The organism is Streptomyces sp. NPDC088387 (genome assembly GCF_044753385.1).
In the GTDB taxonomy this organism is placed as follows: Bacteria; Actinomycetota; Actinomycetes; order Streptomycetales; family Streptomycetaceae; genus Streptomyces.
Window position 1 is genome coordinate 661,702 of sequence record NZ_JBIVNC010000003.1, and the last position, 26,523, is coordinate 688,224.

A 26,523-nucleotide genomic window follows, 5' to 3' on the forward strand; every position below is an offset into this window, starting at 1 on the left:
CATTCGGTGCTGCTACGCCGGTGTCGGCGTCACTGTCCCAGGCCCGCCGTCGGCAGCCCCGAGGGCAGCTTTCCGCCCTCGGCCTTGGTGTACGTCTCCTCGCCGAACGCGCCCTTCCAGGTCACCTTGAGCGTGGTGGTGTCCACGGAGTCGACCGTCCCGGAGGCCCGGTCGCTGGTTCCGTCGCTGTCGTCGGTGCACTTCAGGCTGATCACGCGGTCGCCGTCGGACTCGCCGGCGGTGCCGCTGCACACGGAGCCGTCGGTCGAGAACAGCGCGGCCTGGGCGCCGGTGATGACCAGGGCCACCACCTTGCCCTTCTGCGTGGTGCCGGCCCAGCTGCCCTCCAGTTCACCGGCGACCGAGGGCGCGTCGCCGGTGCCCGCGGACGCGGATCCGGACCCGGACGCGGTCGGCGTGGCGGAGGACGTGGAGTCGGCGGTGTCGGCGGAGTCACCAGAGCCACCGGAGTCGTCGCTGGTGCACGCCGTGAGCGCGAGCGCGGCCACCAACCCCACGGCCACGGCCGCGCACCGCCGCCTGCGCGCCGCATCGCGCGCGTACGTCGCCGAAGTCACTGCAAGCCCCCAGGGGGTGAACCGGTTGGACAATACGACCAGCAGCAAGCTACCAGGCCGTAATCGCACCGAACCGGGCCAGCGAGCCACGCACCGGGCCGGCGGGCCACGCACCGGGCCGGCCGCTGTGCACCGGGCCATGACCTGCCAGGCGCCAACCAGGGCGATGCCGGAACGCCTACCAGGAAGACTTCCGCACCCCGGGCAGGAACCCCGAGTGTGCCTGCCCCCGCAGGTTGACGCGTGACAGTCCGAACGTACGGAAGTACCCGCGCGGGCGCCCGTCCACCGAGTCCCGGTTGCGTACGCGCGTGGCGCTCGCGTCGCGCGGCTGCCTGCGCAACTCCCGCTGGGCGGCGAGCCGTTCCGCCTCCGTGGACGACGGGCTGCGGAGGATCTCCTTCAGCTCGGCCCGCCGCGCGGCGTACCGCGCCACGATCTCCTGCCGCTGGTCGTTCTTCGCGATCTTGCTTTTCTTCGCCATGTCGGTCGTCCTCTCCCCTCAGACCTTCACGCCGCGCGCGCGGATGCGGGCGACGGCCGCCTCGACACCGATCGTGTCGACGGTCTTGATCCCCCGGGCGCTCAGCCGCAGCCGTACGTGCCGGCCCTCGCTCGGCAGCCAGTACCGCTTGGACTGGATGTTGGGGTCGAACCGGCGCGAAGTGCGGCGATGGGAGTGGGAGATGCGGTTGCCGAAGCCCGGCTGGGCCCCGGTCAGCATGCAGTGCGCGGACATCGGTGGTGACGTACCTCTCTGGATCAGGATATGGAAATGGGAGTCGTTTTCAGTAAGATAGCAGCATGGCACGCAACGAACTCCGTCCGGTGGTGAAGCTCCGTTCCACGGCCGGCACCGGCTTCACGTACGTCACCCGCAAGAACCGGCGCAACGACCCGGACCGTATGACCCTGCGCAAGTACGACCCGGTCGTCGGCCGGCACGTCGACTTCCGAGAGGAGCGCTGAACCCCCGCCATGCGCAACGAAATCCATCCGCAGTACGGGCCCGTCGTCTTCCGTGACCGGGCCGCGAACCACGCCTTCCTCACCCGTTCGACGCTCGCCGCGCGGCCGACGGGCAGGACCGTCGTCTGGGAGGACGGCGAGACCTACCCGGTCGTGGACGTCGAGATCTCCAACGTGAGCCATCCCTTCTACACCGGCACCGCCCGCGTCCTGGACACCGCGGGACGCGTCGAGCGCTTCGAGCGCCGGTACGGAAAGCAGGGCTAGCGCGGTGCCCGAACTCTCCGTCGTGATCGTCGGCGGGCTGCACGCCGAGGCCCGCAGGGCCGCGGTGGCCCGGCTGCTCGCCGACGTGCCCGGCAGCGTCGTACTCCACCACGACCTGTCGACGGCCGCCGCCGGCACCGTCGTACGGACGGTCTCGGACGCGACCGGTGTGCTGTCCGAGGGGGAGACGCCGCTCGTCAACGACTGCGCGTGTTGCGCGCTGCGCGAGGACCTGGTGCCCGAGCTGCGGCGGCTCGCGGACGCCGGCCTGACCCGGCTCGCGGTCGTCGAGCTGTGGGACTCCGTCGAGCCCAAGGCGATGGCCGAGGTGGTCACGGCCGGCGGGCTCACGGTCACCGGTGTGATCACCGCCGTGGACCCGGCGCTGCTGCTGCCCTGTCTCGGCGACGGCGAGGACCTGTCCGTACGCGGCCTCGCGGCGGCCGCCACCGACCAGCGCACGGTCGCGGACACGTTCGCGCGCCAGCTTGAGTACGCCCCCGTCCTCGCGATCGCCGATTCACCCGAGGCCGACGAGGAGGACCACGAACTCCTCAACCAACTACACCCAACGGCCCACCGGATCCCGATCGGCAGCCCGCCCGACCGGCCCGGGTCCTACGACGGTCCGCCCGACCCGTTCGGGCCCCACGGTGGTTCGCCCGACCGGTCCGGGTCCTACGACGGTCCGCCCGACCCGTTGGGGCCCCACGGCGGTTCGCCCGACCGGTCCGGGTCCCACGGCGGTCCGCCCGACCCGTTGGGGCCCCACGGCGGTTCGCCCGACCGGTCCGGGTCCCACGGTGGCCTGTCCGGTCCGGCCGGGAACCAGGGCGCTCCGTCCGACGCGGCGTGGTCCGACGGCGGTCCGTCGGAGCCGGGCGGCGGGCCCCGTAGCGGGTCGTCCGACGAGGCGTGGTCCGACGCGGCGTGGGCCGACGGTGGTCTGTCCGATCCGGTCGGACCCAGTGGTGGTCTGTCCGACTCGGCCGCGCCCCGTGGCGGTCTGTCCGACCCGGCCCGCGCCGACGCCGGGTCGTCCGACCCCGGCACGGCCCAGGGCGAACGTTCCGGCCCTGCCGGGACTCATGCCGGGCCCGCCGCGGCTCGCTCCGCCCCGGCCAGGGGGTCCGCGCTGGCCAGAGCGGCCCTCACCGGGTTCGATGTCGAGGCCGCGGCCGCGGCTCAGCATCCGGCGTGTGCGCTGTTGCCCGCCGAGGCGGACGCGCACGGTGTGTCGACGCTCGTCTGGCACCGGTGCCGGCCGTTCCACCCCGAGCGGCTCTTTGAGGCGCTGGAGGACCTGACCTGCGCGGCAGCGCGCAGCAGGGGCCGGTTCTGGCTCGCCGACAAGCCGGACACGCTGCTGCACTGGGACGCGGCCGGCGGCGCGCTCTGCGTCGAGGCGGCCGGCCCGTGGCTGGCCTCGTTGCCGGACGCGGCCTGGGAGTTGATGCCGCCGGTGCGCAGGGCCGCCGCCGCGCTGGACTGGGACCCGGAGCACGGCGACTGCTGCCAGCACCTGGTCTTCACATCCCCCGGCCTCGACCGCGACGGGCTCGAACTGCTGCTGGAGTCCTGCCTGTTGACCGATGCCGAGTACGCCGCCGGGCGCGATGCCTGGAAGCGGATGCCGCCCGTCTTCGACACCTTCCTGGAGGTCTGAAACCCCATGCCCCGCAAGCCCGTCGACCGCAGGCCCGCGAAGAGCCGTCCCAACCCGCTGGACCAGGCGGGGATCACCTACGTCGACTACAAGGACACCGATCTGCTGCGGAAGTTCATCTCCGACCGCGGCAAGATCCGCAGTCGCCGTGTGACACGGGTGACCGCCCAGCAGCAGCGGCAGCTGGCCCGCGCGATCAAGAACGCCCGCGAGATGGCATTGCTGCCGTACTCGACCACGCCCCGGTAGGGCGCCCTTCGCCCCGCCAGGGCGTCCCTCGCCAACAGGTAGGAGATTCCCCACGTTTGAAACGCGGGGAATCTCTTATAGGGCGTTATGTGTCCGGGGAGCGGTCCGGCAGGGAGCGTACGCACCGCCTCGACACAGCCCCGCAGGGCGACGTACAGGACAAGCCCATCCGTACGAGCGGGTCTGGCGCGGACGGCTGACCACCCTCGGCGCTCCGCGCGGGCACGTGCCCGACGATGAGCCGACACACGCCCGGCACATCCGGCCCATGCCGACGACAACCTCTCGGTCGTCCGCGGCGCCCCCTTCGACCGACCCGCAAGCGCTTGTGCAATGGCAGACGGTGGGTTCGGAGAATTTCCACCTGCGTATCGGGCACCGCCGCCGGACGACCTCGATGCCGCGCCCCACACCCGTTTCCCGGGTGTCGCGGAGGCGACTGTGCCGGCCCACGACACGGAACGGATGCCTCGGGTCCGCTGGGCGGACACACATCCGGCCAACCCTTCGGAGTGGACCATTAGCCGGACCCTGGAACAGGAAGGCCGCTGAACGCGTCCTTTCCTAGTACACGAAGGATTCGATCCGGACGATCCGGCGCGGACAACGGCACGGAACAGCGCGGAAGAGCACGGAAGATCATGGACGGGGGCCGACGGTCGCATGGCGTGCGATCCCTGGGGCAGACGCTGGAACGGCACCGGTAAAGCGGTCGTCAAAGCTGTAACCGCAGGAACACCCCGCGTGCACGTGCATCTTCACATGCAACTGCACATGAACAGGGCTATGATCCGGCACAGTTGACCGATGCATCAATGGCCACACCAGCCAGTGCACCACCGGGGAGCGACCTGTGGACCACGACGTGTACGACGGTGATGTGTACGACGGTGCCGGGCGCGGCGCAGTTCCCGCCCCCGGCGTCTACAACGGCATGGCCGCGACGAAGCTCAGCGGCGTCGCCTGGCAGAAGAGCAGGCACAGCAACTCGCAGGGATCCTGCGTGGAGTTCGCCCAGTTGCCCGGCGGCCGGGTTGCGGTCCGCAACTCGAACTTCCCGGACGGCCCCGCGCTCGTTTACACCCGCGCGGAGATCGAGGCCATGCTGCTGGGCATCAAGGACGGGGAGTTCGACCACCTCGTCGCCGGCTGACCCGCGGTCCTGCCGGGCACGGGAGCCGGACGGGCCGCGGGCCTCATGACGCGCCACGACGTGACGCGCGTAGAGCATGGAACGCGCGTAGAGCACGGAACGGGTGTCGAGCATGGAACGGGTGTCGAGCAGAACTCATATCGAGCGGATCGCGTAGTGCGTGGAACTCGAAATAAGGACGCGAGACGCGCGGAGAACCTGAGGTGCGCGTGCGCGTCGAAGCCCGGCGCGAAGACGCGCCGCCGCGCGTCAGGCGCCGTCCTCCAGGCGGAACAGCGCCCAGACGACCTTGCCGGGCAGCATGCCGGCGAGCGGGTGCCAGCCCCAGCTGTCGCTGAACGAGTCGACGAGGAACAGACCGCGGCCGGACTCCGCCGAGAAGTCGTCGGTGTCCCGGGCAACCGGGCTCTCCCGGCTGGGGTCGCGCACCGCGCACACCAACCGCTCGCTCCAGTGCATCAGATGCAGCCGCACCGGCTGCTCAAGGAGGGAGGTCTCCGGACCGGTGTCCGGCAGTGCGTGCCGCAGGGCGTTGGTGACAAGCTCGGAGACGACAAGACAGATGTCGTCGAAGCGGTCGCCCACGTCCCAGCGGTCGAGAGTGCCGCGCGTGAACCGGCGTGCCTCGCGCACCGCTTCGTAGCGAGCGGGCAGTGCGCAGGAGGCGGCATCGGACACAGCCGAGGGGTCCATTGGCGGAAGGCCCTGCCGTAACGGCTTGAGCATGGTCGATCCATTCGTCCCCATGCGAGGCACTCCCGGGAATTCGCGGTCGTTGCGATGCAGCGGTGGCGCGAGACCATGGTTTCGGATGCGTACAGCAGATGCAAGGGCAGATGCACGTGCACGCGACCGAATTGGACCCTCCCGTACCGCTTCTTGGCCATTTTTTCTGTCACCTTTGCGCCAGCTGTGCTTCCAACTGATCCCTGAACGGATCCGGAACCTTTGGCTTCTTTCCGTCTCCGTAATCGGACGAGTACTGCTCGAAGTGTTTTAGTGGCAGACTGCGGGCCCTGAAGACGGTTGGGAGGCGGCGAACGTGAGCGCGGGAGAGCCCGGATCGGTGGTGCGGCGCATGCTGCTCGGCTCGCAACTCAGGCGACTGCGCGAGGCGCGCGGCATCACGCGCGAAGCTGCGGGGTATCACATCCGCGCCTCCGAATCGAAGATCAGCCGGATGGAGTTGGGCCGGGTGAGCTTCAAGACGAGGGACGTGGAGGACTTGCTGACGCTCTACGGCATCACGGACGACACCGAGCGCGCATCGCTCGTCTCGCTGGCCCGTGAGGCCAACGTCGCGGGCTGGTGGCACAGTTACTCGGACGTCCTGCCGAGCTGGTTCCCCACCTATGTGGGCCTTGAGGGCGCCGCCTCGCTGATTCGCGCGTATGAGGTGCAGTTCGTGCACGGTCTGCTACAGACCGAAGCGTACGCCCGCGCGGTGGTGCGGCGCGGTATGAAGGGCGCGAGCGAGGCGGACGTCGAACGGCGGGTCGCCCTGCGCCTGGAGCGCCAGAAGCACCTCGTCGCCGAGGACGCCCCCGACTTCCACATCGTCCTGGACGAAGCTGCCCTGCGCCGCCCGTACGGCGACCGCGAGGTGATGCGCGGCCAGCTCCAGCACCTGATCGACTTCTCCGAACGCCCCAACGTACGGCTCCAGATCATGCCGTTCGGGTTCGGCGGCCACTCCGGCGAGTCCGGTGCCTTCACCCTCCTCAGCTTCCCCGAGTCCGACCTGTCGGACGTGGTCTACCTGGAGCAGCTCACCAGCGCCCTCTACCTCGACAAGCACGAGGACGTCACCCAGTACGAGACCGCCCTCAAGGAGCTCCAGTCGGACAGTCCGGGCCCTGCGGAGAGCCGGGATCTTCTTCGTGGACTGCTCCAACTCTCCTGAAACACAAGTACGATGACGCGTGATCAGAGCGTCAGGTTTTCCGGTTGGTTCTCGGACGGCTCTCGGTGGCCCTCCGCAGCGACTCTCGGGACGGCCGGCCTCTTCGACTGCGCGATCGGCAGGGATTGAGGGATCACATGTCGTCGTACTTCACCGACCTGGCCCAGCAGTACATCGACGGTGAATGGCGTCCGGGATCGGGCTCCTGGGACATCATCGACTTCAACCCGTACGACGGTGAGAAGCTCGCGTCGATCACCATAGCCACGGTCGACGAGATCGATCAGGCCTACCGGGCCGCCGAACGCGCGCAGCACGGCTGGGCCGAGGCGAGCGCGTTCGCCCGCCGGGCCGTGATGGAGAAGGCGCTGCGGCTGGTCGAGGAGCGCGAGGGCGAGATCGCCGAGGCGATCATCGCCGAACTCGGCGGCACGCGCGTGAAGGCCGGTTTCGAACTCCACCTGGCCAAGGAGTTCCTGCGCGAGTCCATCAACCTGACCACGCGCCCCGAGGTCAGTCTTGTCCCGTCGCCGGTGGACACCAAGGAGAACCGCCTCTACCGGCTGCCGGTCGGTGTCGTGGGTGTCATCTCCCCCTTCAACTTCCCCTTCCTGCTGTCCCTGAAGTCCGTCGCGCCGGCGCTCGCCATCGGCAACGGCGTGGTCCTCAAGCCCCACCAGGACACCCCGGTCTGCGGCGGCTCCCTGGTCGCGAAGATCTTCGAGGACGCGGGACTGCCGCCCGGCCTGCTCAACGTCATCATCACCGACATCGCCGAGGTCGGTGACGCGTTCATCGAGCACCCGGTGCCCAAGGTCATCTCCTTCACCGGTTCCGACAAGGTCGGCCGGCACGTGGCGACCGTCTGCGCCGGGAACTTCAAGCGCTCGATCCTCGAACTCGGCGGCAACAGCGCGCTGGTGGTCCTGGAGGACGCCGACATCGACTACGCGGTCGACGCGGCGGTCTTCAGCCGGTACGTCCATCAGGGGCAGGTCTGCATGGCCGCCAACCGGGTCCTCGTGGACCGTTCGATCTCGGACGAGTTCACGGAGAAGTTCGTCGCCAAGGTCAGGTCCCTCAAGACCGGCGACCCGAGCGATCCGGAGACGGTTATCGGCCCGGTGATCAACTCCTCGCAGGCGGAGGCGATCTCGGCCACCGTGGAGCAGGCGATCGCGGACGGGGCGACGGCGCTGGTGCACGGTGTCACGCGCGACAACCTTGTCGAGCCGTCCGTGCTCACCGACGTGGCCGCGGATTCGCCGCTGCTGCGGCAGGAGGTCTTCGGGCCGGTCGCGTTCCTCGTCCTGTTCGACGGCGAGGAGGAGGCCGTGCGTCTCGTCAACGACACTCCCTACGGGCTCAGTGGTGCCGTCCACACCGGGGACGTCGAGCGGGGGGTGCGGTTCGCTCAGCGCATCGACACCGGGATGTTCCATGTGAACGACGGGACCGTGCACGACGAGCCGCTTGTGCCGTTCGGTGGGGAGAAGAACTCCGGGGTGGGGCGGCTCAATGGCGAGACGATGGTGGAGGCGTTCACGACGCTGAAGTGGATCTCGGTACAGCACGGCCGCAGCGGGTTCCCCTTCTAGGGTGGGGGCACGGGGGCGCTGCCGCAGCTTGGTGAGCAGGCGCGCCCCGGTGGACCCCTGATCGCGCAGTTCCCCGCGCCCCTGGGGGTGACCGGTCGTGGTGTGGGTGCGGGTCCGTTGTGGCTTGTCGCGCAGTTCCCCGCGCCCCTAAAAGCCTCGCAGCTCGCGCCCACTGAATCGTGCCCACCCACTCACCACCGCAGGCAACCCGCCCACCCGCCGCCGTCGCGGGCAGGCGTGCCGCGCGCGTGCTTCCCACCCCCACCCGCCGCCGTCGCGGGCAGGCGTGCCGCGCGTGTGCTTCCCACCCCCAACCTCCCGCCGTCGCGGGCAGGCGTGCCGCGGGGCGGCACGGGTGGGCGCGACGGCACCCCGTCGCGCCGGGTTGCGTTGATGCCCCCTTGCTCAGCCATCCCCAGGTCGCGGCTCATGCCGACTTTTTTCGGGGGCGCGGCTCATTGCGGACAGAACCTGTCCTCAAAGGGCCGTAGCTTTCTCTGTGTCAGGCAAGAGGGGCCGAAACGCCGGCCCCGGGACACGCTGGAAAGGCGGACCGAACATGGTCACTCACGTGCGAGCCGAAGCCGCAGGCGACGAACGCGGCGCACTGCTGTCCTTCATCGAGGAACAGCGCGGCGGCATCCGCCGAGCCGTACTCGGACTGACCGACGAGCAGGCGGCATCCCACCCCAGCGCGAGCGAACTGTCGCTCTCCGGCCTGCTCAAGCACGTCACCGAGGTCGAGCAGGGCTGGATCGCACGGGCCAAGGGCGAGCCGCCCGCCATCCAGCGGGACGCGTCCAACTGGCACGAGAACTTCCGGCTCATCGCCGACGAGACCGTGGAGTCCCAGCTCGCGTACTGGGAGAAGGTCGCCGCCGAGACGGAGGCGTACGTCCGCGCGGCGCCCAGCCTCGACGACACGTTCCCGCTGCCGAACGAGCCCTGGTTCCCGCCGGACGAGCAGGTCTCCGTACGCTGGCTCTGTCTGCATCTGATCCGCGAGATCGCCCGGCACGCCGGCCACGCCGACATCATCCGCGAGTCGCTGGACGGCAAGACGGCCTTCGAGCTGGTGGCGCTGGAGCGCGGCGAGTCCTGGGGATGAGCCGGGCGCCGGAGCGCGGGCCGGAGTCCTGACGCCGGCCCGCTCCGCCTACCCTGAACCCATGTCAGCGATCCGTCTCCTGGTGCTGGGCGCCGTCCGCCAGCACGGGCGGGCCCACGGCTACCAGGTCCGCAACGACCTGGAGTTCTGGGGCGCGCACGAGTGGTCCAACGCGAAGCCCGGCTCGATCTACCACGCCCTGAAGCAGATGGCCAAGCAGGGCCTGCTGCTCGCGCACGAGATCGCGCCGTCCACCGCGGGCGGCCCACCCCGTACCGAGTACGAGATCACCGAACAGGGCACCGAGGAGTACTTCTCCCTCGTACGCACCTACCTCACGGCGTACGACGAGGGCCCCGACATGCTCACCGCGGCGCTCGGCTTCATCGTCGACCTGCGCCGCGAAGAGGCCCTCGAACTGCTCGCGGAGCGCGTGCGCCGCATCCAGGAGTGGCGCAAGTCCGTCACCGAGTACTACACGCCCGAGGGCGGCCCCGAACAGCCCGACCACATCGGCGAGATCATGAACTTCTGGGTCCACTCGGCCGACTCCGGCGCGGAGTGGACGCAGGGCCTGATCGAGCGGATCCGCGGCGGCGCGTACACGTTCTCCGGGGAGGGCGCCCCCTTCGTCGCGGTGCTGGCGGACGGCGAGGAGAACCCGTACGCCACACAGGAAAGGCATCCGGGCGACGAGCGCTGAGGGCACGCCGTCCCGGAAAATTCGCTAATCAAGTTTGACCAATTGGTCGTCCGGGTACTAGCCTTCCGCTGAAGCTGGTAGTCAAGTTTGACTAGCGAGAGTGGGTGCCCCTGTGGCCCGAACGGCGATCACCGTCAAAGGCGCACACAAGAAGTACGGCGACAAGAAGGCACTGGACGGCCTCGACCTGACGGTCGACCGCGGCACAGTGCACGGAGTACTCGGTCCCAACGGGGCGGGCAAGACGACCCTGGTCCGTGTGCTGGCCACCCTGCTGCGCCCGGACGCCGGCCACGTCGAGGTGGCCGGGCACGACGTCCTGACCCACGGCCAGGAGGTACGCCGCCGGATCGGTCTCCTCGGCCAGCACGCGGCCCTCGACGAGGAGCTCGGCGGCCACCAGAACCTGGAGATGTTCGGCCGCCTCCACCACCTGGGCGCCCGGCACGCGCGCGTGCGGGCCGACGAGCTCCTGGAGCGCTTCGGGCTCGCCGACACCGGCCGCAAGGCCGTCAAGCAGTACAGCGGCGGAATGCGGCGCCGCCTCGACCTCGCCGCGTCCCTGATCGTCGACCCGGAGGTGCTCTTCCTGGACGAACCGACCACCGGACTCGACCCGCGCGGCAGGGCCGAGGTGTGGGCCGCGGTCCGCTCACTGGCGGGCGGCGGCACCACGGTGATGCTGACCACGCAGTACCTGGAGGAGGCCGACCAGCTCGCCGACCGCATCTCGGTCGTCGACCGCGGCCGGGTCATCGCGGACGGTACGGCGGACGCGCTCAAGAACCTGATCGGCGGCGACCGCATCGACGTGGTGCTCCGCGACGCCGGGCAGCTCGGCGCCGCGGTCGCCCTGCTGCCCGTGAACAAGGACGAGGTGACGGTCGACACCGACCGACGGCTGCTCAGCGCCCCGGTCACCGACCGTATGACGGCACTCTCCGAGGTGGTACGCGCGCTGGAGGCGGCCGGCCTGGAGGCGGAGGACGTGGCCCTGCGGCGGCCCACGCTTGACGAGGTGTTCCTGCACCTCACGGACCGCGACGAGCAACCCGCCGAAGCCCCCGTGGCAGTGAAGGAGACCGTGGCATGAGTGTGTACGCGCTGACCGACTCCTGGACCATGACCCGCCGCGAACTCGCCCACTGGGCACGGCAACCGGTCCAGGTCGTGGTGGGGCTCGTCTTCCCGGTGATGCTCCTGCTGATGTTCGGCTACCTCGTCGGCGGCGGGCGCGGGGTCTCCGGCGAGTACGTCGACTTCCTGGTGCCCGGCATGCTCGCGCTCACCATGGCCTTCGGCCTGGAAGCCACGATGATCGCCGTCACCCAGGACCTCAACAAGGGGGTGATCGACCGCTTCCGGTCCATGCCGATGACCAACGGGGCGGTGCTGGTGGGCCGTTCGGTGGCCGACATGCTCCAGTCCGCGGTGACGCTGCTGGTGCTGGTCGGCGTGGGATACGCGCTGGGCTGGCGGGCGACGGGCGGAGTGGGCGGCTTCCTCGGCGCGCTCGGCCTGCTCCTGCTGTTCCGGTTTGCGATGCTCTGGATCGGCATCCAACTGGCCCTCGTGGCCGGCAAGACGGAAATGGTGCAGGCCGTCCAGATCCTCGTCTGGCCGGTGGGCTTCCTCTCCAACGCCTTCGCCGACCCGAGCTCCATGCCGGACTGGCTCGGCACGGTGGTCCAGTGGAACCCCATGTCCCAGACGGCGACAGCGGTCCGTGACCTGTTCGGCAACCCCGGCGGAGAACCCGGGCACGTCTGGGCGGCGGTGGTGTGGCCGCTGGTGCTCCTGGCCGTGTTCTTCCCGCTGGCCGTGCGCAGATTCGGAAAGTTGAGCAAGTAGCGGAACCCGGAGGCGGTGCGCGGTGTACCAGAAGCAGAAGCTGGTTGTCGCGGACGGGGGAGGGTCTCCATGGCCATGGTGGTACGTCGATTGCGGCTGCGTCGATCGCGGCTGTTCGGAGCCGTGCTGCTGAGCCTCGCACTGGCCTGCGGGGCGTGCGCGGACGGCGGGGAGGACCCGGAGGACCGAGGGGACGGGGAAGGCCAGGGCACGGCGGCCCGGGAGGGCGGGGACGGTCGGGGCGTGGAGGGCCGGGATGGTGGGGGCGGTCAGGTGGCGGAGGGCCAGGAGGTGGACTCGCCGCCGCCCGACATCCCCTCTACGACCGGGCTGCCCGGCGCTTCCTACACCGTGGCCTTCGCCGCCGACGGCAGCGGCATCACGCTGCGCGCGGACTGCGACGAGAAGGGCTGCACGCAGTACGTCGGGGCGCTCGCCGCGGGCGCCCCGAACTGGCACCGGGTCAAGTCGCCGCTGCCGTATCTCACCGAGGGCAGGGGCATGTCGGCCGGGGTGGAGACGCTGGGCCCCGGCCGGGCCCTGATCACCGAGGAGTCCGAGCAGTGGTCGGCCCCGGACCGCACCTGGTTCACCCGCGACGGCGGCACCACCTGGAAGCGCGGCTCGTCCAAGCCGACGGGGACGACGGCGACGGTGCCGAAGGACGCCGTACTGGTCGGCGACTGCCTGGAGTTGGGCCCCGACGGCAACGACTGTCTGCGCAACAGACTGCTCGTGGTGCTGCCGGACACCGGCGAGCACAAGGTCCTGGACACCGGCGCGATACCGCTTGAGGGGCTGCTGGCGCCGGCGGGCGAGGTGTCGCCGGACGCCCTGTTCGTCTCGGGCGAGGACCCACGGACCGGTCTGACGGCCCTGGCGGTGACCGCGGACCGGGGCCGCACCTGGCGGTTCTCGCACCTGCCGGAGCCCGCCAAGCCCGGCTGGCCACCTCGTGTGGTCGGAGGCGGCAGCGGGCTCTACGCCGTGCAGACCGGCGAACTCCCGCGCCACGTCGAGGTGAAGAACGGCCTTGTCTCCGTCTACCGCAGCACCGACGCCGGCCGCACCTGGACCAGAGTCTGGCGGCACCGCCCGGGGATCGAGCCCCTGTCCGTCCTCGGCGACCTGGTGGTGGCCGACGACAACAGCCTCACCCTGTACGGCGAGGACGGCTCCTGGCGCAGCACCGACCAGGCCCGCACCTTCCACTCCACCAGCACCGAGCGGGGCCCGGCCGGTGCCGTCGAGCGCACCCCGATCGGCTGGCTGTGGTCCGACAGTTACGGCAACGGCGCGTCCCGAATATCGGCGGACGGGGTGCGCTGGCACGACTTCTTCGTAGGGGAGGAATAACACCCGGGCGCACCCCCACCCCCCATCTCACTTGATCTCACCCCACCCCACCCCACGTCACCTGACGGCCGTCCCGTCCTCCCTCAGCTGCATCTGCGGGCGGCCGGTCACCAGCAGCCAAGCGGGAAGGGAGGCGATGCAGAGCACGGCCAGGATGCTGGGGGAGGAGACGAGGACCGCGGCGGTGAAGAGGCTCACCCAGCCCTGCCGGGTGATCGCCAGGAGCATGCCGAGTACGCCGGCGGACACGGCCACCGCGGGGTGCACGGCGGAGACCAGGGCGTGGGCGCACAGGCCGAACGAGACGCCGACGAAGACGGCCGGGAAGATCCGTCCGCCCCGGAAGCCGCACGCCGTGGCGACCAGGACGGCCGCCAGCTTCACGACAGCCATCACGGCGAACTCACCGGCCGTCCAGCCGTCCGGGTCCCGGGCCAGTTCCCCGATCTCGTCCAAGCCCTTGAAGAGCGTCAGATGGCCGCCCAGAGCCCCGAGAAGGCCCAGGACGAGCCCACCGACGGGAAGGATCAGCAGGGGATGCCGCAGCCGGGCGAACGCGCTGTGGACATAGGGGAAGAGGTGGACGGCACACATTCCGAGCAGCGCGGCGAGGGAGGCGATCACCAGGGCGGCGGCCAGGTCGCCCCAGCCGGGGCGGCCGAACGGTGGCAGGTGCAGGTCGAAGCTGGGGTGGGCCACCAGCGTGGTCGTCAGGGCGCCGGCCGCGGCGGCGACCAGCGGGGCGAAGACGTTGTCCCACAGATGCCCCTTCAGCTGCCGTCCGGCCAGCGCCTCGGAGATGACCAGGGCGGCGGCGACCGGGGTGCCGAACAGCGCGCCGATGGTCGCGGCCTCCGCCAGGGCCGCCCACACACCGCCGGGCAGCCGGGGGAGCAGCCGTCGGCCCAGCCAGAAGGCGAGGCCGACATTGACGGCGATGATCGGGTTCTCGGGGCCGAGGCTGGGTCCGCCGGCCAGGGTGAGCGCGGTCGCGAGCAGCAGGCCGGGCAGGACCACGGGCGGCAGTACGGGCGCCTCCAGGCCCATGGTGGCCGGGTCGGGGCCCGCGTGGCCCGGCACCTTCCACACCACGAGTCCCACCAGGACACCGGTCCCGGTGAGCACGACCAGCATCCAGAGCACCGAGTACCGGCCCACGCCCAGCGCGTCCGGCAGGTCAGCCCACAGCACGTGCTGGAGCTGCTCGGCGGCCTCGCTCACGCCGATGAGCAGCAGGCTCGCCACCACACCCACGACGAGAGCGGGGAGGATCAGGGGCAGCAGCGCCCGTGCCGGGGTCGCCGGGGCGATGGGCGCCGGCGGCGCGGTGTCGTGGGCCACCGGGACAAGATAGACGGACAAAAGCCGTGGATCCGGCAGAAAAGGCCCCGGATTCGGGCTTGAACCTCACGTGGCGTGAGGCGGCAGCGTGGAGGGCGTACCGAGAAAGGAGCGGAAGTGAGCTACTCCGTGGGACAGGTCGCCGGGTTCGCCGGGGTCACGGTGCGCACCCTGCACCACTACGACGACATCGGCCTGCTCGCCCCGAGCGAGCGCAGCCACGCGGGCCACCGGCGTTACAGCGACGCCGACCTCGACCGGTTGCAGCAGATCCTGTTCTACCGGGAGCTGGGCTTCCCACTCGAAGAGGTCGCCGCCCTGCTCGACGATCCGCGGACGGACCCGCGCGCGCATCTGCGCCGCCAGCACGAGCTGCTGACCGCCCGGATCGAGAAGCTCCAGAAGATGGCGACGGCCGTGGAGCACGCCATGGAGGCACGGAAGATGGGCATCAATCTCACGCCCGAGGAGAAGTTCGAGGTGTTCGGGGACTTCGACCCGGACCAGTACGACGAGGAGGCCCGGCAGCGCTGGGGCGACACCGACGCCTACCGGGAGACGCAGCGCCGCGCGGCCACGTACACGAAGGAGGACTGGAAGCGGCTGACGGAGGGGTTCGACGCGATCCACCGTCGGATGGCAGACCACATGACGGCCGGCATCCCGGCCGACTCGGAGACGGCCATGGACACCGCCGAGGAGCACCGGCTGTTCATGACGGACGCGCACTACGACGTCTCGCACGACATGCACACCCGCCTCGGCGAGATGTACGTGGCCGACGCGAGGTTCACCGCGACCTACGACAAGATCCGTCCCGGCCTCGCGGTCTATCTGCGGGACGCGATCGTCGCCAACGCGGCACGGCACAGCGGCTGATGACACGGCGGCACGGCGGTGGCCCGGTCACTCCGGGTGAGGGCCACCGCCGTCCGGCTCCCGTCCGAGGACGGCGGACCGTGGCCTCTCCGAGCCCCTGACCCCACAGCTTGGTCCCAGTCAAAGCACAGTGCATCCTGGAGGCGCCGGTGGAACCTGGGGCGGACACACAGCGTTGATAGCTTTGTCCGGCCGTACCGGACGCCGTAGTTCTCTTCACCCCTCAGGAGCCAGGAACCGTGACGACGCTTGCCCTCGGACCGAGCTGGCTCGATCCGAACTACCTGCTCGACAGCTTCGGCATCTGGGGCCTGCTCCTGATCGTCTTCGCCGAGTCGGGTCTGCTCATCGGGTTCTTCCTGCCGGGTGACTCCCTGCTGTTCACGGCGGGTCTGCTGATCACCTCAGGGCAGCTGGACTTCCCGCTCTGGGGTGCGGTCGCCCTGATCTGCGTCGCCGCGATCCTCGGCGACCAGGCGGGCTACATGTTCGGCAAGAAGGTCGGCCCGTCGCTCTTCTCCCGCCCGGACTCACGCCTGTTCAAGCAGGAGAACGTGACGAAGGCGCACGAGTTCTTCGAGAAGTACGGCCCGAAGTCCCTGGTCCTGGCCCGTTTCGTGCCGATCGTGCGCACGTTCACGCCGATCATCGCGGGCGTCAGCGGTATGAAGTACCGCTCGTTCCTGATCTTCAACGTCATCGGCGGTGTCCTCTGGGGCGCGGGCGTGACCCTGCTCGGCTCCTGGCTGGGCAACATCGCCTTCGTGAAGGAGAACATCGAGGCGATCCTGATCCTGATCGTCCTGATCTCGGTCGTCCCGATCATCATCGAGTTCCTGCGCGCCCGCTCGAAGAACAAGAAGGCCGCCGCCCAGGCCCCCGAGCAGCAGCGCCCCCCGCAGCAGCAGTCCCCGTACAACCACCAGCAGCAGTCCCCGTACGGTCAGCAGGCTCCCTACGGCCAGCAGCCCCCGATGATGGACGACGCCACCACCCAGCTCCGCCGCATCCCTCCGACGGACGAGGGCCAGGCTCCCCCGCAACAGCAGTACGGCGACCACACCCAGCAGCAGTACGACCCGTACTACGACCAGCAGCAGCCGTATCCGCAGCAGCAGTACCCCCCGAACTACCAGCAGCAGGGCGGCCAGTACCCCTACAACCAGGGCTGACCGCAGCGCACCCGAGGGGCGCGGGGAACTGCGCGACCAGCCACGCACGCACCCGCCACCACGCACGCACCCGCACCCGCCACCGCGCAGGCCCCCCACCCCGGTGGGCGCCCTCTGGAATCCCGGTGGGCGCCCTCTAGAACCCGCGGGTGCGCTTCGCGGCGCGCCGCCCCCCACCCGCCCCACCCGGTACCCGCAGCACCAGCCGCGAGATCTCGGACCCCAGATTGACCCCGATGGCGATCGCCATGGCCAGGGCGGCGGCCTTGGTCAGCGATCCCAGCCCCTTGTCGACCTCGTTCTGGGCGATGGACAACAGCCCGAAGTACGTGGCGGAGCCCGGAAGCAGGGGACCGATCGCGGCGGTCGTGTAGGGCAGCGCGGACGCGTACCGGTAGCGGGACAGCAGCTGTCCGAAGAGGCCGACGAGCCCCGCCGCGACGGCCGTGGAGGCCACGGGGGACAGGCCACCGGCGTAGTGCATGGCGCCGTACACACACCAGGCGACACCGCCGTTGAGGGTGACGGCGAGCACGGTGGATCGTTCCTGCTGGAGCAGTACCGCGAAGGTCAGCGACAGCAGCATGGACGCGCCGATCTGAAGCTCGGGGCGTTCGGCGATGCCCAGCGCGGTGTCGGGGTTCAGCTCGGCGCCCAGCTGGACGCCGAAGTAGAGCACCATCAGCACCCCGACGACGATCCCGACGAACAGGTACATGACTTCGAGGAGCCGTGCGGCGGCGGTGATGTAGAAGCCGGTCAGACCGTCCTGCACACCCGCGACCAGCGCTCTTCCGGGGAGCAGCGCGAAGAGTCCACCGGTGATGACGGCGGCGGCCTTCACGTCGACGTGCGCCACGGTGAGCGCGACCCCGACCGCGGCCGGCGGCATCGCGGCCACCACGAACTGGTAGAACTCCGGCAGTCCGCGCCCGGCACACCACCACGCCAGCCGGTCGCCGAGCATCGCGCCGAGTGCCGCGGCGAAGAAGACGATCACGTCACCGCCGACCAGTACGGAGGCGGCACCGGCCAGCAGTCCGCTCGCGGTGGTCAGGACCCAGGTCGGGTAGGGGTGCCGGTTGCGGCGCATCTCCGCGAGCCGCCGGTAGGCCTCCTCCAGGGAGATGTGCGCCTCGGGGTCGCTGAGGTCGTCCACGAGCTGGAACACGGCCGCGAGGCGCGTGTAGTCGGTACCGCGGCGGCGCACCGTGCGCGACGCGGTCACCGGGTCCTCGACGAGGGAGGGCTGGTGGGAGATGGACAGCAGGGTGAAGGTGACGGTCGGCTCGCAGCGGTCGAGGCCGTAGGAGCGGCAGACGGCGAACATCGCCGCCTCCACGTCCTCCGCGCCCTCGCCGCCCGCCAGCAGCAGCTCGCCGATCCGCAGGGTCAGGTCGAGCACACGCGGTACGGCGGGGCCGCTCTCGTCCGCCTTCTGCGGGACCTCGGGGGCGGGCCGCTCGGCCACCGGCATCCGCAGCATCGTGCGCATCCGGTCCTGCCAGGGCAGGTCCTTGGTCAGACTGACCTTCGGCATCCCGTCGGGTGGCGTGAACGCGGGCGGCGGGTGCTTGGCGCTGTAGGTGCTCGGCGTCGTGAACGCCGACCCCTCCGCCTCGGCGCCCGCCGGCGGTACGTCGAGCCCGCGCGGTACGGCGAACTCGGACGTGGTCTCCGGCTCGGCGCCCGTCCTGGGCACGGCCAGCCCGTCCGGGACCGCGAACTCGGACGTGATCTCGGGATCGAATCCACCCCGAGCCTCGTCCGACTGGGGCTTGCGGTCCTCCGTGTCCGTCACTTGGCGCGCTCCCTGTACGACTCCCATCGGCCTCAGTATGCGCACAGATACCCGAACGGGCCGCACGCTCACGCGTACGGCCCGTTCGGATTGCCGAGCTCAGGGGCCCTCAGGGGCTCAAGGGCTCAGGAGACGCAGGGGATCACGGTGCTCAGTGACCGCCGGACTCCTTGAAGCGCTTGTAGGACCGCTCGATCTCGATCTCGGCGTCCGTACGCCCGACCCAGTTGGCGCCCTCGACGGACTTGCCGGGCTCCAGGTCCTTGTAGACCTCGAAGAAGTGCTGGATCTCCAGGCGGTCGAACTCCGATACGTGGTGAATGTCCCGCAGGTGCTCCACGCGCGGGTCGGACGCGGGGACGCACAGCAGCTTGTCGTCGCCGCCGGCCTCGTCCGTCATCCGGAACATGCCGATGGCCCGGCACTTGATGAGGCAGCCGGGGAACGTCGGCTCCTCCAGGATGACCAGCGCGTCCAGCGGGTCCCCGTCCTCGCCGAGAGTGTTCTCGACGAAGCCGTAGTCGGCCGGGTAGCTGGTCGACGTGAAGAGTCGGCGGTCCAGGCGGATACGACCGGTCTCGTGGTCCACCTCGTACTTGTTGCGCGAACCCTTCGGGATCTCGATCGTTACGTCGAACTCCACCGGTGGCTCCTCCATGATCAGCACACAGTTCTGGTGGTTAAGTGTCCCTCACGCTGCTGTGTGATCGCGAAAGGGGCTGGTGGTCGTGGACGAGCTGAGGCCTTGGCGGGCCGCGAGACCGCATGTGACGCGGCTCGCGAACGCCGTACGACCCCGACTCGCACGGGCCGCCGTCGCCGCGAAGCCGCGTATCGCGCGCTGGGCGCGAGCCGCGAAACCGCAGGTCACGCGGGTGACAACGGTGAAGACCTGGCAGTACACGGCAGGCGCCGCGACCGTTGGCCTCGCGCTGGCGGCCGGGGTGGTGACCGCCGCGGGGCCCTGGGACTCCACGGGTCAGCGTAGGGCCGAGCGGGACTGGGCAGCCGCCCAGGAGGGCCCGGGTGGCGCAGATCACGGTCGTAGTTCCGGTACGGCGGCCGGCGCACCCCACCCCGCGCCCAGTGCCGGGTCCGTCCTCGCCGGGCTCGGCGGCTCGACCGACAACGTGAAGTCCGCGCCCAGGAGCGGCACACCCGTCGCGCAGATCCTCGACCCGCTCCTGGAGGACCCCGGGCTCGGGCAGGACCACGGTGCCGCGGTCGTCGACGTCGCCACCGGCAAGCGGATCTACGGCAAGGGCTCCACCAAGGCCCTCACGCCCGCCTCCACCACGAAGATCGCCACCGCCGTCGCCGCCCTGTCCGCCCTCGGCGCCGACCACCGCCTCAGCACCCGCGCCGCGTTCGAGCCCGACACCGGCGAACTCGTCCTCGTCGGCGGTGGCGACCCCACCCTCACCGCCCGCGCCGACGCCAAGGGGCAGGCCAGCCTGCGCGGCCTCGCCGAGCAGACCGCGAAGCAGCTCAAGAAGCGCAAGGTCACCGAGGTCACACTGTCGTACGACACCACGCTCTACGCCGGTGACGGGATCCACCCCAACAGCGACAACCGCAATCTCGCCGCCGTCACCGCGCTGATGGCCGACGAGGCCCGCGTCGACGACTCCGTCAGCGGGCCGGCCGACCGCCACACCGACCCGGCGGCGGAGGCGACCCGCTCCTTCGCGGGCTTCCTCAAGACCCACGGCATCAAGACGAGCGCCCCCGGGCCCTCCAAGGCCACGTCCCGCGCCACCGACCTCGCGACGGTCTCGTCACCGCCGGTGTCCACGCTCGTGGAGCGCATGCTGACCAACAGCGACAACGACATCGCCGAGGCGCTCGCCCGGCACACGGCCGTCGCCGGCGGTGAACGGGCCGACTTCGACGGTGCGGGCAAGGCCATGAAGGCCGGCCTGAAGAAGCTCGGCGTGCCGGTGGCCGGGGCGGTGTTCAAGGACGGCAGCGGCCTGAACCGCGACGACCGCCTTACGGCCGACCTGCTGACGTCGCTGCTGGCCAAGTCCGCCGATCCCGGGCGGCCGGGGTTGCGCGCCGCCCTCACGGGGCTGCCCGTGGCGGGCTTCACCGGCACGCTGAGTACGCGGTACGCGGACGGGGCGGCGGGCATCGTACGCGCGAAGACCGGCACGCTGACCGGTGTGAACACGCTGGCCGGGACGGTCGTGGACAGCACCGGCCGCCTCCTGGCCTTCGCCTTCCTGGCCTCCGAAACGACGGACCCGGACGCGGCCCAGACGGCCCTCGACAAAACGGCGACCGCTCTGGCGGCGTGCGGCTGCCGCTAGAACGCCGACTGCGGGCCGGTGGGGCTTGATCGCGCAGTTCCCCGCGCCCCTGGCAGGCGGCTGCGCCGCCATGGTGTCCGGCTGTGGGCCGGTGTGTTCCCCCGGCCGTTGGTGACAACCGGCCGGGATGGCGGCGCAGCCGCCTCCGAGGGGCGCGGGGAACTGCGCGGTCGAGCCCCACCGGCCCGCAGCCGGACACCACGGTGGTGTAGCCGCCTGCCAGGGGCGCGGGGAACTGCGCGGTCAGCCCCACTCACCCGCGGACGGACCGGCGCGGCAGGGGTGCCGCAAACCCCGCCAACCCCCACGACCCTGCCCCAAGCGGCAGCGCTCACGTACCGTTGACGCATGACGAGCATCGGTGGTGCCGAGATGGTCGACTGGAATCTCGCGGTGGCGACCGCGACCCGGCTCGTGAGGCCGGGCCCGGAGGTGAGCCGTGACGAGGCCAGGGCTGTCGTCGCGGAACTCCGCCGCCACGCCAAGGCCTCGGAACAACACGTCCGCGGATTCACCCGGATGGGAACCGAGGACATCCACGACACCCCGGTGCTCGTGGTCGACCGCCCCGGCTGGATCCGGGCGAACGTCGCCGGGTTCCGGGAAATCCTCAAACCCCTCCTGGACAAGATGCAGGAGCGACGCGGCAGCACCCCCGGGGGTGCCGTACTCGGCGCGGTCGGCGGCAAGGTGACCGGCGTGGAGCTCGGGATGCTCCTGTCGTTCCTGTCGTCCCGCGTACTCGGCCAGTACGAGACCTTCGCCCCCGCCACCCGCGAACTGCCGGCCGGCGCGAACGGCGGCGGCCGCCTCCTCCTGGTCGCCCCGAACATCGTGCACGTGGAGCGCGAACTCGACGTACAGCCGCACGACTTCAGGCTCTGGGTGTGCCTCCACGAGGAGACCCACCGCACACAGTTCTCGGCGGTGCCGTGGCTGCGTGACCACCTGGAGGGTGAAATCCAGTCGTTCCTCGGCGAGACCGAGGTCGACCCGATGACCGTCCTGGAGCGCATCCGCGAGGCGGCCCAGTCGCTGGCCGGCGGACGTCCGGAGGGCGAGGAGGACGACGGCGGGCGCTCGCTCGTCGAGATCGTGCAGACACCGGGCCAGCGGGAGATCCTCGGTCGCCTCACGGCCGTGATGTCGCTCCTGGAGGGCCACGCCGACTTCGTCATGGACGGAGTGGGTCCAGAAGTCGTACCGACGGTCGCGGAGATCCGGGAGAAGTTCCAGCAGCGCCGCGCCAAGGGCGCCTCACGCCTGGACATCGCCCTGCGCAAACTACTCGGCCTGGACGCCAAACTCCGGCAGTACCGCGACGGCGAACGCTTCGTCCGCGCGGTCGTCGACGAGGTCGGCATGGACGGCTTCAACCGCGTGTGGACCTCCCCGAACACGCTGCCGACCAAAATCGAGATCGCCAAACCGGCGGACTGGATCGCGCGGGTGCACCGCAAGGCCGAGTCGTGAAACGCCACCGATGTGGTGAACGGATCCGGCCGACGGCAGGCGAACGCCCCTTCAATCACCCGTCCGAGGGACCGTGAGGCCTGGGTAGGCGTGCAATGCTCGGGGAACGGCCCGGTTCTGTCACCATCTACACACTCTGAGTGACCGAGCTCGGGCTCACCCCCGACAACTTCATGAAGGGAACCGGACATGGGTCCCCATCCTGCGGTCGCGGCGATACGCCTGGCGGTCCGCCGCGTCCTCCACGACATCCTCACCGAACACAGCCGAATCCCCGATCCGACCGGACTGATCCCGGCCGGCCGGCACGAGCGCCCGCCGACGCCGCTCGTGCTCGTCGCCTGCTCCGGCGGTGCCGACTCCATGGCACTCGCGTCCGCCCTCGCCTTCGAGGCCCCCCGGCTCGGCATCCGGGCCGGCGGCATCACCGTCGACCACGGCCTCCAGCCCGGCTCGGGCATGCGCGCCGACGAGGTCGTCCAGCGGATGCGCGGACTCGGCCTGGACCCCGTAGAGGCCACCTCGGTCACCGTCGGCCGCGAAGGCGGCCCGGAAGCCGCCGCGCGGGACGCCCGTTACGCAGCCCTCGACGCCTGTGCCGAACGCCACGGCGCCGCAGCGGTCCTGCTCGGCCACACCCGCGACGACCAGGCCGAGACCGTCCTGCTGGGCCTCGCCCGCGGCTCCGGCATCCGGTCCCTGTCCGGAATGGCGGCCGTCTCCGGCGGCCCCGGGGCCGCCCGCCGCTACCGCCGCCCCTTCCTCCAGCTCGACCGGCAGACCGCCCGCAAGGCCTGCATGGTCCAGTCGCTGCCCGTCTGGGACGACCCGCACAACGCCGACCCCGCGTACACCCGTTCACGCCTGCGCCACGAAGGTCTGCCCGCCCTGGAGAAGGCGCTCGGCAAGGGCGTCGTCGAGGCGCTCGCCCGTACGGCCCAGCTCTCGCGCGACGACGCGGACGCCCTGGACACCTGGGCCCGCCAGGCCGAGGCCGCCGTACGGGACTCCACGGGGCTCCTGGAGTGCGCCAAGCTCTACGCGCTGCCGCCCGCCGTACGCCGCAGGATCCTGCGGCGCGCCGCCATCGAGGCAGGCGCCCCGGCCGGTTCGCTGTTCGCCCGCCACATCGAGGAAGTCGACCGGCTGATCACCGGCTGGCGCGGCCAGGGAGCCATCAACCTGCCCGGCAAAGTCGTCGCCCAGCGGCAGGGTGGCAGACTGGTCATTCGGCAAGGCTGAACCGGCACCCCTCCGTCGAGGGTCACGGTCAGCCGGTAGGACGACCGAAAGTGATGCGGGTGGACGCGAACGACATGGGTGCCGACCTCCAACAGGTGCTCCTCACCAAGGAAGAGATCGACGCCAAGCTCATCGAGCTGGCCGCGAAGATCGACGCGGAGTACGCGGGCAAGGATCTGCTGATCGTCGGCGTCCTCAAGGGTGCGGTGATGGTCATGGCCGACCTCGCCAGGGCGCTGTCCACCCCCGTCACGATGGACTGGATGGCGGTGTCCTCGTACGGCGCGGGCACCCAGTCCTCCGGCGTCGTGCGGATCCTCAAGGACCTCGACACCGACATCAAGGGCAAGCACGTCCTGATCGTCGAGGACATCATCGACTCCGGACTGACCCTGTCCTGGCTGCTCTCCAACCTCGGCTCGCGCGAGCCCGAGTCGCTGAAGGTGTGCACACTGCTGCGCAAGCCGGACGCGGCGAAGGTCGCCATCGACGTCGAGTGGGTGGGCTTCGACATCCCCAACGAGTTCGTCGTGGGCTACGGTCTCGACTTCGCGGAGAAGTACCGCAATCTCCCGTTCGTCGGTACGCTCGCGCCCCACGTGTACGGCGGCTGACACCGTCCGCAGGGGCGACTGGACCGTACGGCCCAAGCGGTACGGGGAGATCGGGAACCCCAGCGGGGTCCGCGCCGTTGGAGCATGCGTGGACGGGTTGTCGGCAGTCCCGTGCGGCTTCGCACGACAATGCTGCGGTACCGTCAGAAGAACTGTCTTATCAAACTCACTATGGCAGGAGGGACGGGGCGACACCGCTCCGTATGGATGGACGTGAAGCGATACTTCCGTGGGCCGGTCATGTGGATCGTGCTGGCCGTCCTTGCCGTGGTCGTGTTGATGCAGGTCGTCGGCTCGTCCGGCGGCTACAAGACGGTGGACACCGGCCAGGTCGTCCAGGCGATCAACGAGAACAAGGTCGAGGCTGCCAGGCTCACCACCGGCGACGAGCAGATCATCAAGGTCACCCTCAAGGACGGCCAGAAGATCGAGGGCAGCTCGAAGATCCAGGCGAGCTACATCGGCGACCAGGGCGTGACCATTGCCGGCACGCTCCAGAACAAGTTCCAGGAAAAGCAGATCCCGGACGGCTACACCGTTTCGCCGTCCAAGCAGAACCCGTTCGTCGGCATTCTGCTGTCACTGCTTCCCTTCGTCCTGATCGTGGTCGTCTTCCTGTTCCTGATGAATCAGATGCAGGGCGGCGGCTCCCGAGTGATGAACTTCGGGAAGTCGAAGGCCAAGCTCATCACCAAGGACACCCCCAAGACGACCTTCGCGGACGTCGCCGGCTCGGACGAGGCGGTCGAGGAACTCCACGAGATCAAGGAGTTCCTCCAGGAGCCCGCGAAGTTCCAGGCCGTGGGCGCCAAGATCCCCAAGGGCGTACTGCTCTACGGGCCTCCTGGTACCGGCAAGACGCTGCTCGCGCGGGCCGTCGCCGGCGAGGCGGGCGTCCCCTTCTACTCGATCTCGGGTTCCGACTTCGTCGAGATGTTCGTCGGTGTCGGTGCCTCCCGAGTCCGTGACCTCTTCGAGCAGGCCAAGGCGAACGCCCCGGCGATCGTCTTCGTCGACGAGATCGACGCGGTCGGCCGCCACCGCGGTGCCGGCCTCGGCGGCGGTCACGACGAGCGCGAGCAGACGCTGAACCAGCTGCTCGTCGAGATGGACGGCTTCGACGTCAAGGGCGGTGTGATCCTCATCGCCGCGACGAACCGGCCCGACATCCTCGACCCGGCGCTGCTGCGCCCCGGCCGCTTCGACCGGCAGATCGCGGTCGACCGTCCGGACATGCTGGGCCGGCTGGAGATCCTCAAGGTCCACCAGAAGGGCAAGCCGGTCGCGCCCGACGTCGACCTGTCGGCCGTCGCCCGCCGTACGCCCGGCTTCACCGGTGCCGATCTCTCCAACGTGCTGAACGAGGCCGCGCTGCTGACGGCCCGTTCGGACCGGAAGCTGATCGACAACCAGATGCTGGACGAGGCGATCGACCGGGTGGTCGCGGGCCCGCAGAAGCGGACCCGGATCATGTCGGACAAGGAAAAGAAGATCACCGCGTACCACGAGGGCGGACACGCCCTGGTCGCGGCGGCCTCCCCGAACTCCGACCCGGTGCACAAGATCACGATCCTCTCCAGAGGCCGTGCTCTCGGCTACACCATGGTCCTGCCGGACGAGGACAAGTACTCCACCACGCGCAACGAGATGCTGGACCAGCTCGCGTACATGCTGGGCGGCCGCGCGGCGGAGGAGCTCGTCTTCCACGACCCGACCACCGGTGCGGCGAACGACATCGAGAAGGCCACGTCGACGGCGCGCGCGATGGTCACGCAGTACGGCATGACCGAGCGGCTCGGCGCCATCAAGTTCGGCGGCGACAACACCGAGCCCTTCCTCGGACGTGAGATGGGTCACCAGCGCGACTACTCGGAAGAGGTCGCCGCACTGGTGGACGAGGAGGTCAAGAAGCTCATCGAGACGGCGCACAACGAGGCCTGGGAGATCCTGGTCGAGAACCGCGACGTCCTCGACAACCTCGTCCTGGCGCTCCTGGAGCGGGAGACCCTGGGCAAGGAGGAGATCGCCGAGGTCTTCGCCGGGATCGTCAAGCGCCCGCCGCGGCCCGCCTGGACCGGTTCCTCGCGACGCACCCCGTCGACCCGTCCGCCGGTGCTCTCCCCCAAGGAGCTCGCACTGACGAACGGCGCCAACGGCGCGACCCCGGCCATCACCACCGCGAAGGCCACCGCGACCGAGCCCACCCCCGTGGTGGAACCGGCCCCGGAGGAGCGTCCCGAGAGCTGACGTCCGTCCCATAAGGCCCGGAATGGATGCCGCGCCCCCCA

The 26,523-nt window shown here is 70.2% G+C and carries 26 protein-coding genes; 19 read left to right on the forward strand and 7 right to left on the reverse strand.

The annotated features are described in order from the left end of the window. Positions 1-29 precede the first annotated feature (29 nt). The 3 genes from ACIQAC_RS11135 to rpmB all read right to left on the reverse strand — a co-directional run bounded on the left by ACIQAC_RS11135 (position 30) and on the right by rpmB (position 1,317). Positions 30-578, reverse strand: a complete 549-nt coding sequence (locus tag ACIQAC_RS11135) for a hypothetical protein (protein WP_402189128.1) — start codon at positions 576-578, stop codon at positions 30-32. A gap of 178 nt (positions 579-756) precedes the next feature. Next, positions 757-1,062: a 30S ribosomal protein S14 gene (rpsN, locus tag ACIQAC_RS11140; RefSeq protein WP_402189130.1), complete on the reverse strand. Its 306-nt coding sequence runs from the start codon at positions 1,060-1,062 to the stop codon at positions 757-759. Between the two features lie 18 nt (positions 1,063-1,080). Further along, entirely contained in the window at positions 1,081-1,317 is a 237-nt protein-coding gene (gene rpmB / locus ACIQAC_RS11145) for a 50S ribosomal protein L28 (protein WP_402189131.1), read from the reverse strand. A gap of 65 nt (positions 1,318-1,382) precedes the next feature. Here rpmB and rpmG point away from each other — a divergent pair, with 65 nt between their 5' ends. The 5 genes from rpmG to ACIQAC_RS11170 all read left to right on the forward strand — a co-directional run bounded on the left by rpmG (position 1,383) and on the right by ACIQAC_RS11170 (position 4,882). Beyond that, on the forward strand, positions 1,383-1,547 hold the full coding sequence (gene rpmG, locus ACIQAC_RS11150; protein WP_130438460.1) for a 50S ribosomal protein L33: 165 nt from the start codon (positions 1,383-1,385) through the stop codon (positions 1,545-1,547). A 9-nt stretch (positions 1,548-1,556) separates the two neighbouring features. After that, on the forward strand, positions 1,557-1,814 hold the full coding sequence (locus tag ACIQAC_RS11155) for a type B 50S ribosomal protein L31 (protein ID WP_402189133.1): 258 nt from the start codon (positions 1,557-1,559) through the stop codon (positions 1,812-1,814). Positions 1,815-1,818: 4 nt separating this feature from the next. After that, the gene (locus tag ACIQAC_RS11160) at positions 1,819-3,480 is read left to right on the forward strand and encodes a GTP-binding protein (RefSeq protein WP_402189135.1); all 1,662 of its coding nucleotides are present in this window, start codon (positions 1,819-1,821) and stop codon (positions 3,478-3,480) included. Positions 3,481-3,486: 6 nt separating this feature from the next. Beyond that, positions 3,487-3,729: a 30S ribosomal protein S18 gene (rpsR, locus tag ACIQAC_RS11165; protein WP_402189137.1), complete on the forward strand. Its 243-nt coding sequence runs from the start codon at positions 3,487-3,489 to the stop codon at positions 3,727-3,729. Between the two features lie 853 nt (positions 3,730-4,582). Beyond that, positions 4,583-4,882, forward strand: coding sequence for a DUF397 domain-containing protein (locus ACIQAC_RS11170; RefSeq protein WP_402189139.1), 300 nt, complete (start codon positions 4,583-4,585; stop codon positions 4,880-4,882). 249 nt (positions 4,883-5,131) lie between these two features. On the opposite strand, the gene ACIQAC_RS11175 is transcribed toward ACIQAC_RS11170, so the two are convergent. Next, positions 5,132-5,608, reverse strand: a complete 477-nt coding sequence (locus ACIQAC_RS11175; protein WP_402189140.1) for an ATP-binding protein — start codon at positions 5,606-5,608, stop codon at positions 5,132-5,134. A 352-nt stretch (positions 5,609-5,960) separates the two neighbouring features. Between ACIQAC_RS11175 and ACIQAC_RS11180 the strand changes: the two genes are divergently transcribed. The 7 genes from ACIQAC_RS11180 (at position 5,961) to ACIQAC_RS11210 (ending at position 13,401) form a co-directional block, all read left to right on the forward strand. Continuing rightward, entirely contained in the window at positions 5,961-6,785 is an 825-nt protein-coding gene (locus ACIQAC_RS11180) for a helix-turn-helix domain-containing protein (RefSeq protein ID WP_402189322.1), read from the forward strand. Positions 6,786-6,922: 137 nt separating this feature from the next. Then, on the forward strand, positions 6,923-8,383 hold the full coding sequence (locus ACIQAC_RS11185) for an aldehyde dehydrogenase family protein (protein ID WP_402189142.1): 1,461 nt from the start codon (positions 6,923-6,925) through the stop codon (positions 8,381-8,383). Positions 8,384-8,942: 559 nt separating this feature from the next. Next, a complete protein-coding gene (locus ACIQAC_RS11190) occupies positions 8,943-9,491 on the forward strand; it encodes a DinB family protein (RefSeq protein ID WP_402189144.1) in 549 nt (182 codons plus the stop codon). Between the two features lie 61 nt (positions 9,492-9,552). Continuing rightward, positions 9,553-10,194: a PadR family transcriptional regulator gene (locus ACIQAC_RS11195; RefSeq protein ID WP_402189146.1), complete on the forward strand. Its 642-nt coding sequence runs from the start codon at positions 9,553-9,555 to the stop codon at positions 10,192-10,194. 112 nt (positions 10,195-10,306) lie between these two features. Beyond that, a complete protein-coding gene (locus ACIQAC_RS11200) occupies positions 10,307-11,287 on the forward strand; it encodes an ATP-binding cassette domain-containing protein (protein ID WP_402189148.1) in 981 nt (326 codons plus the stop codon). Next, complete coding sequence (locus ACIQAC_RS11205; protein ID WP_402189150.1) at positions 11,284-12,045, forward strand: ABC transporter permease; 762 nt, start codon at positions 11,284-11,286, stop codon at positions 12,043-12,045. The genes ACIQAC_RS11200 and ACIQAC_RS11205 overlap by 4 nt, the downstream gene beginning before the upstream one ends. 69 nt (positions 12,046-12,114) lie before the next feature. After that, on the forward strand, positions 12,115-13,401 hold the full coding sequence (locus ACIQAC_RS11210; protein WP_402189152.1) for an exo-alpha-sialidase: 1,287 nt from the start codon (positions 12,115-12,117) through the stop codon (positions 13,399-13,401). 57 nt (positions 13,402-13,458) lie between these two features. On the opposite strand, the gene ACIQAC_RS11215 is transcribed toward ACIQAC_RS11210, so the two are convergent. Next, a complete protein-coding gene (locus ACIQAC_RS11215) occupies positions 13,459-14,742 on the reverse strand; it encodes an ion channel protein (protein ID WP_402189153.1) in 1,284 nt (427 codons plus the stop codon). 117 nt (positions 14,743-14,859) lie between these two features. Between ACIQAC_RS11215 and ACIQAC_RS11220 the strand changes: the two genes are divergently transcribed. After that, the gene (locus tag ACIQAC_RS11220) at positions 14,860-15,621 is read left to right on the forward strand and encodes a MerR family transcriptional regulator (protein WP_402189155.1); all 762 of its coding nucleotides are present in this window, start codon (positions 14,860-14,862) and stop codon (positions 15,619-15,621) included. A gap of 239 nt (positions 15,622-15,860) precedes the next feature. Next, positions 15,861-16,793 (forward strand): DedA family protein, encoded by a 933-nt coding sequence (locus ACIQAC_RS11225; protein WP_402189157.1) that lies wholly within the window; start codon positions 15,861-15,863, stop codon positions 16,791-16,793. 136 nt (positions 16,794-16,929) lie between these two features. On the opposite strand, the gene ACIQAC_RS11230 is transcribed toward ACIQAC_RS11225, so the two are convergent. Then, positions 16,930-18,594: a threonine/serine exporter ThrE family protein gene (locus ACIQAC_RS11230; protein WP_402189159.1), complete on the reverse strand. Its 1,665-nt coding sequence runs from the start codon at positions 18,592-18,594 to the stop codon at positions 16,930-16,932. Positions 18,595-18,745: 151 nt separating this feature from the next. After that, entirely contained in the window at positions 18,746-19,237 is a 492-nt protein-coding gene (locus ACIQAC_RS11235; protein WP_402189160.1) for an inorganic diphosphatase, read from the reverse strand. Positions 19,238-19,316: 79 nt separating this feature from the next. On the opposite strand from ACIQAC_RS11235, the gene dacB reads away from it, so the two are divergent. The 5 genes from dacB to ftsH all read left to right on the forward strand — a co-directional run bounded on the left by dacB (position 19,317) and on the right by ftsH (position 26,482). After that, entirely contained in the window at positions 19,317-20,906 is a 1,590-nt protein-coding gene (dacB, locus tag ACIQAC_RS11240; protein ID WP_402189162.1) for a D-alanyl-D-alanine carboxypeptidase/D-alanyl-D-alanine-endopeptidase, read from the forward strand. A 348-nt stretch (positions 20,907-21,254) separates the two neighbouring features. Then, positions 21,255-22,379 carry a zinc-dependent metalloprotease gene (locus ACIQAC_RS11245; protein WP_402189164.1) on the forward strand — a complete coding sequence of 375 codons (1,125 nt, stop codon included), beginning with the start codon at positions 21,255-21,257 and terminating at the stop codon, positions 22,377-22,379. Positions 22,380-22,568: 189 nt separating this feature from the next. Next, positions 22,569-23,621, forward strand: a complete 1,053-nt coding sequence (tilS, locus tag ACIQAC_RS11250) for a tRNA lysidine(34) synthetase TilS (RefSeq protein WP_402189166.1) — start codon at positions 22,569-22,571, stop codon at positions 23,619-23,621. Between the two features lie 53 nt (positions 23,622-23,674). Further along, positions 23,675-24,235, forward strand: coding sequence for a hypoxanthine phosphoribosyltransferase (gene hpt / locus ACIQAC_RS11255; RefSeq protein ID WP_402189168.1), 561 nt, complete (start codon positions 23,675-23,677; stop codon positions 24,233-24,235). 207 nt (positions 24,236-24,442) lie between these two features. Further along, positions 24,443-26,482 carry an ATP-dependent zinc metalloprotease FtsH gene (ftsH, locus tag ACIQAC_RS11260; RefSeq protein WP_402189169.1) on the forward strand — a complete coding sequence of 680 codons (2,040 nt, stop codon included), beginning with the start codon at positions 24,443-24,445 and terminating at the stop codon, positions 26,480-26,482. The last annotated feature ends 41 nt before the right edge of the window (positions 26,483-26,523 follow it).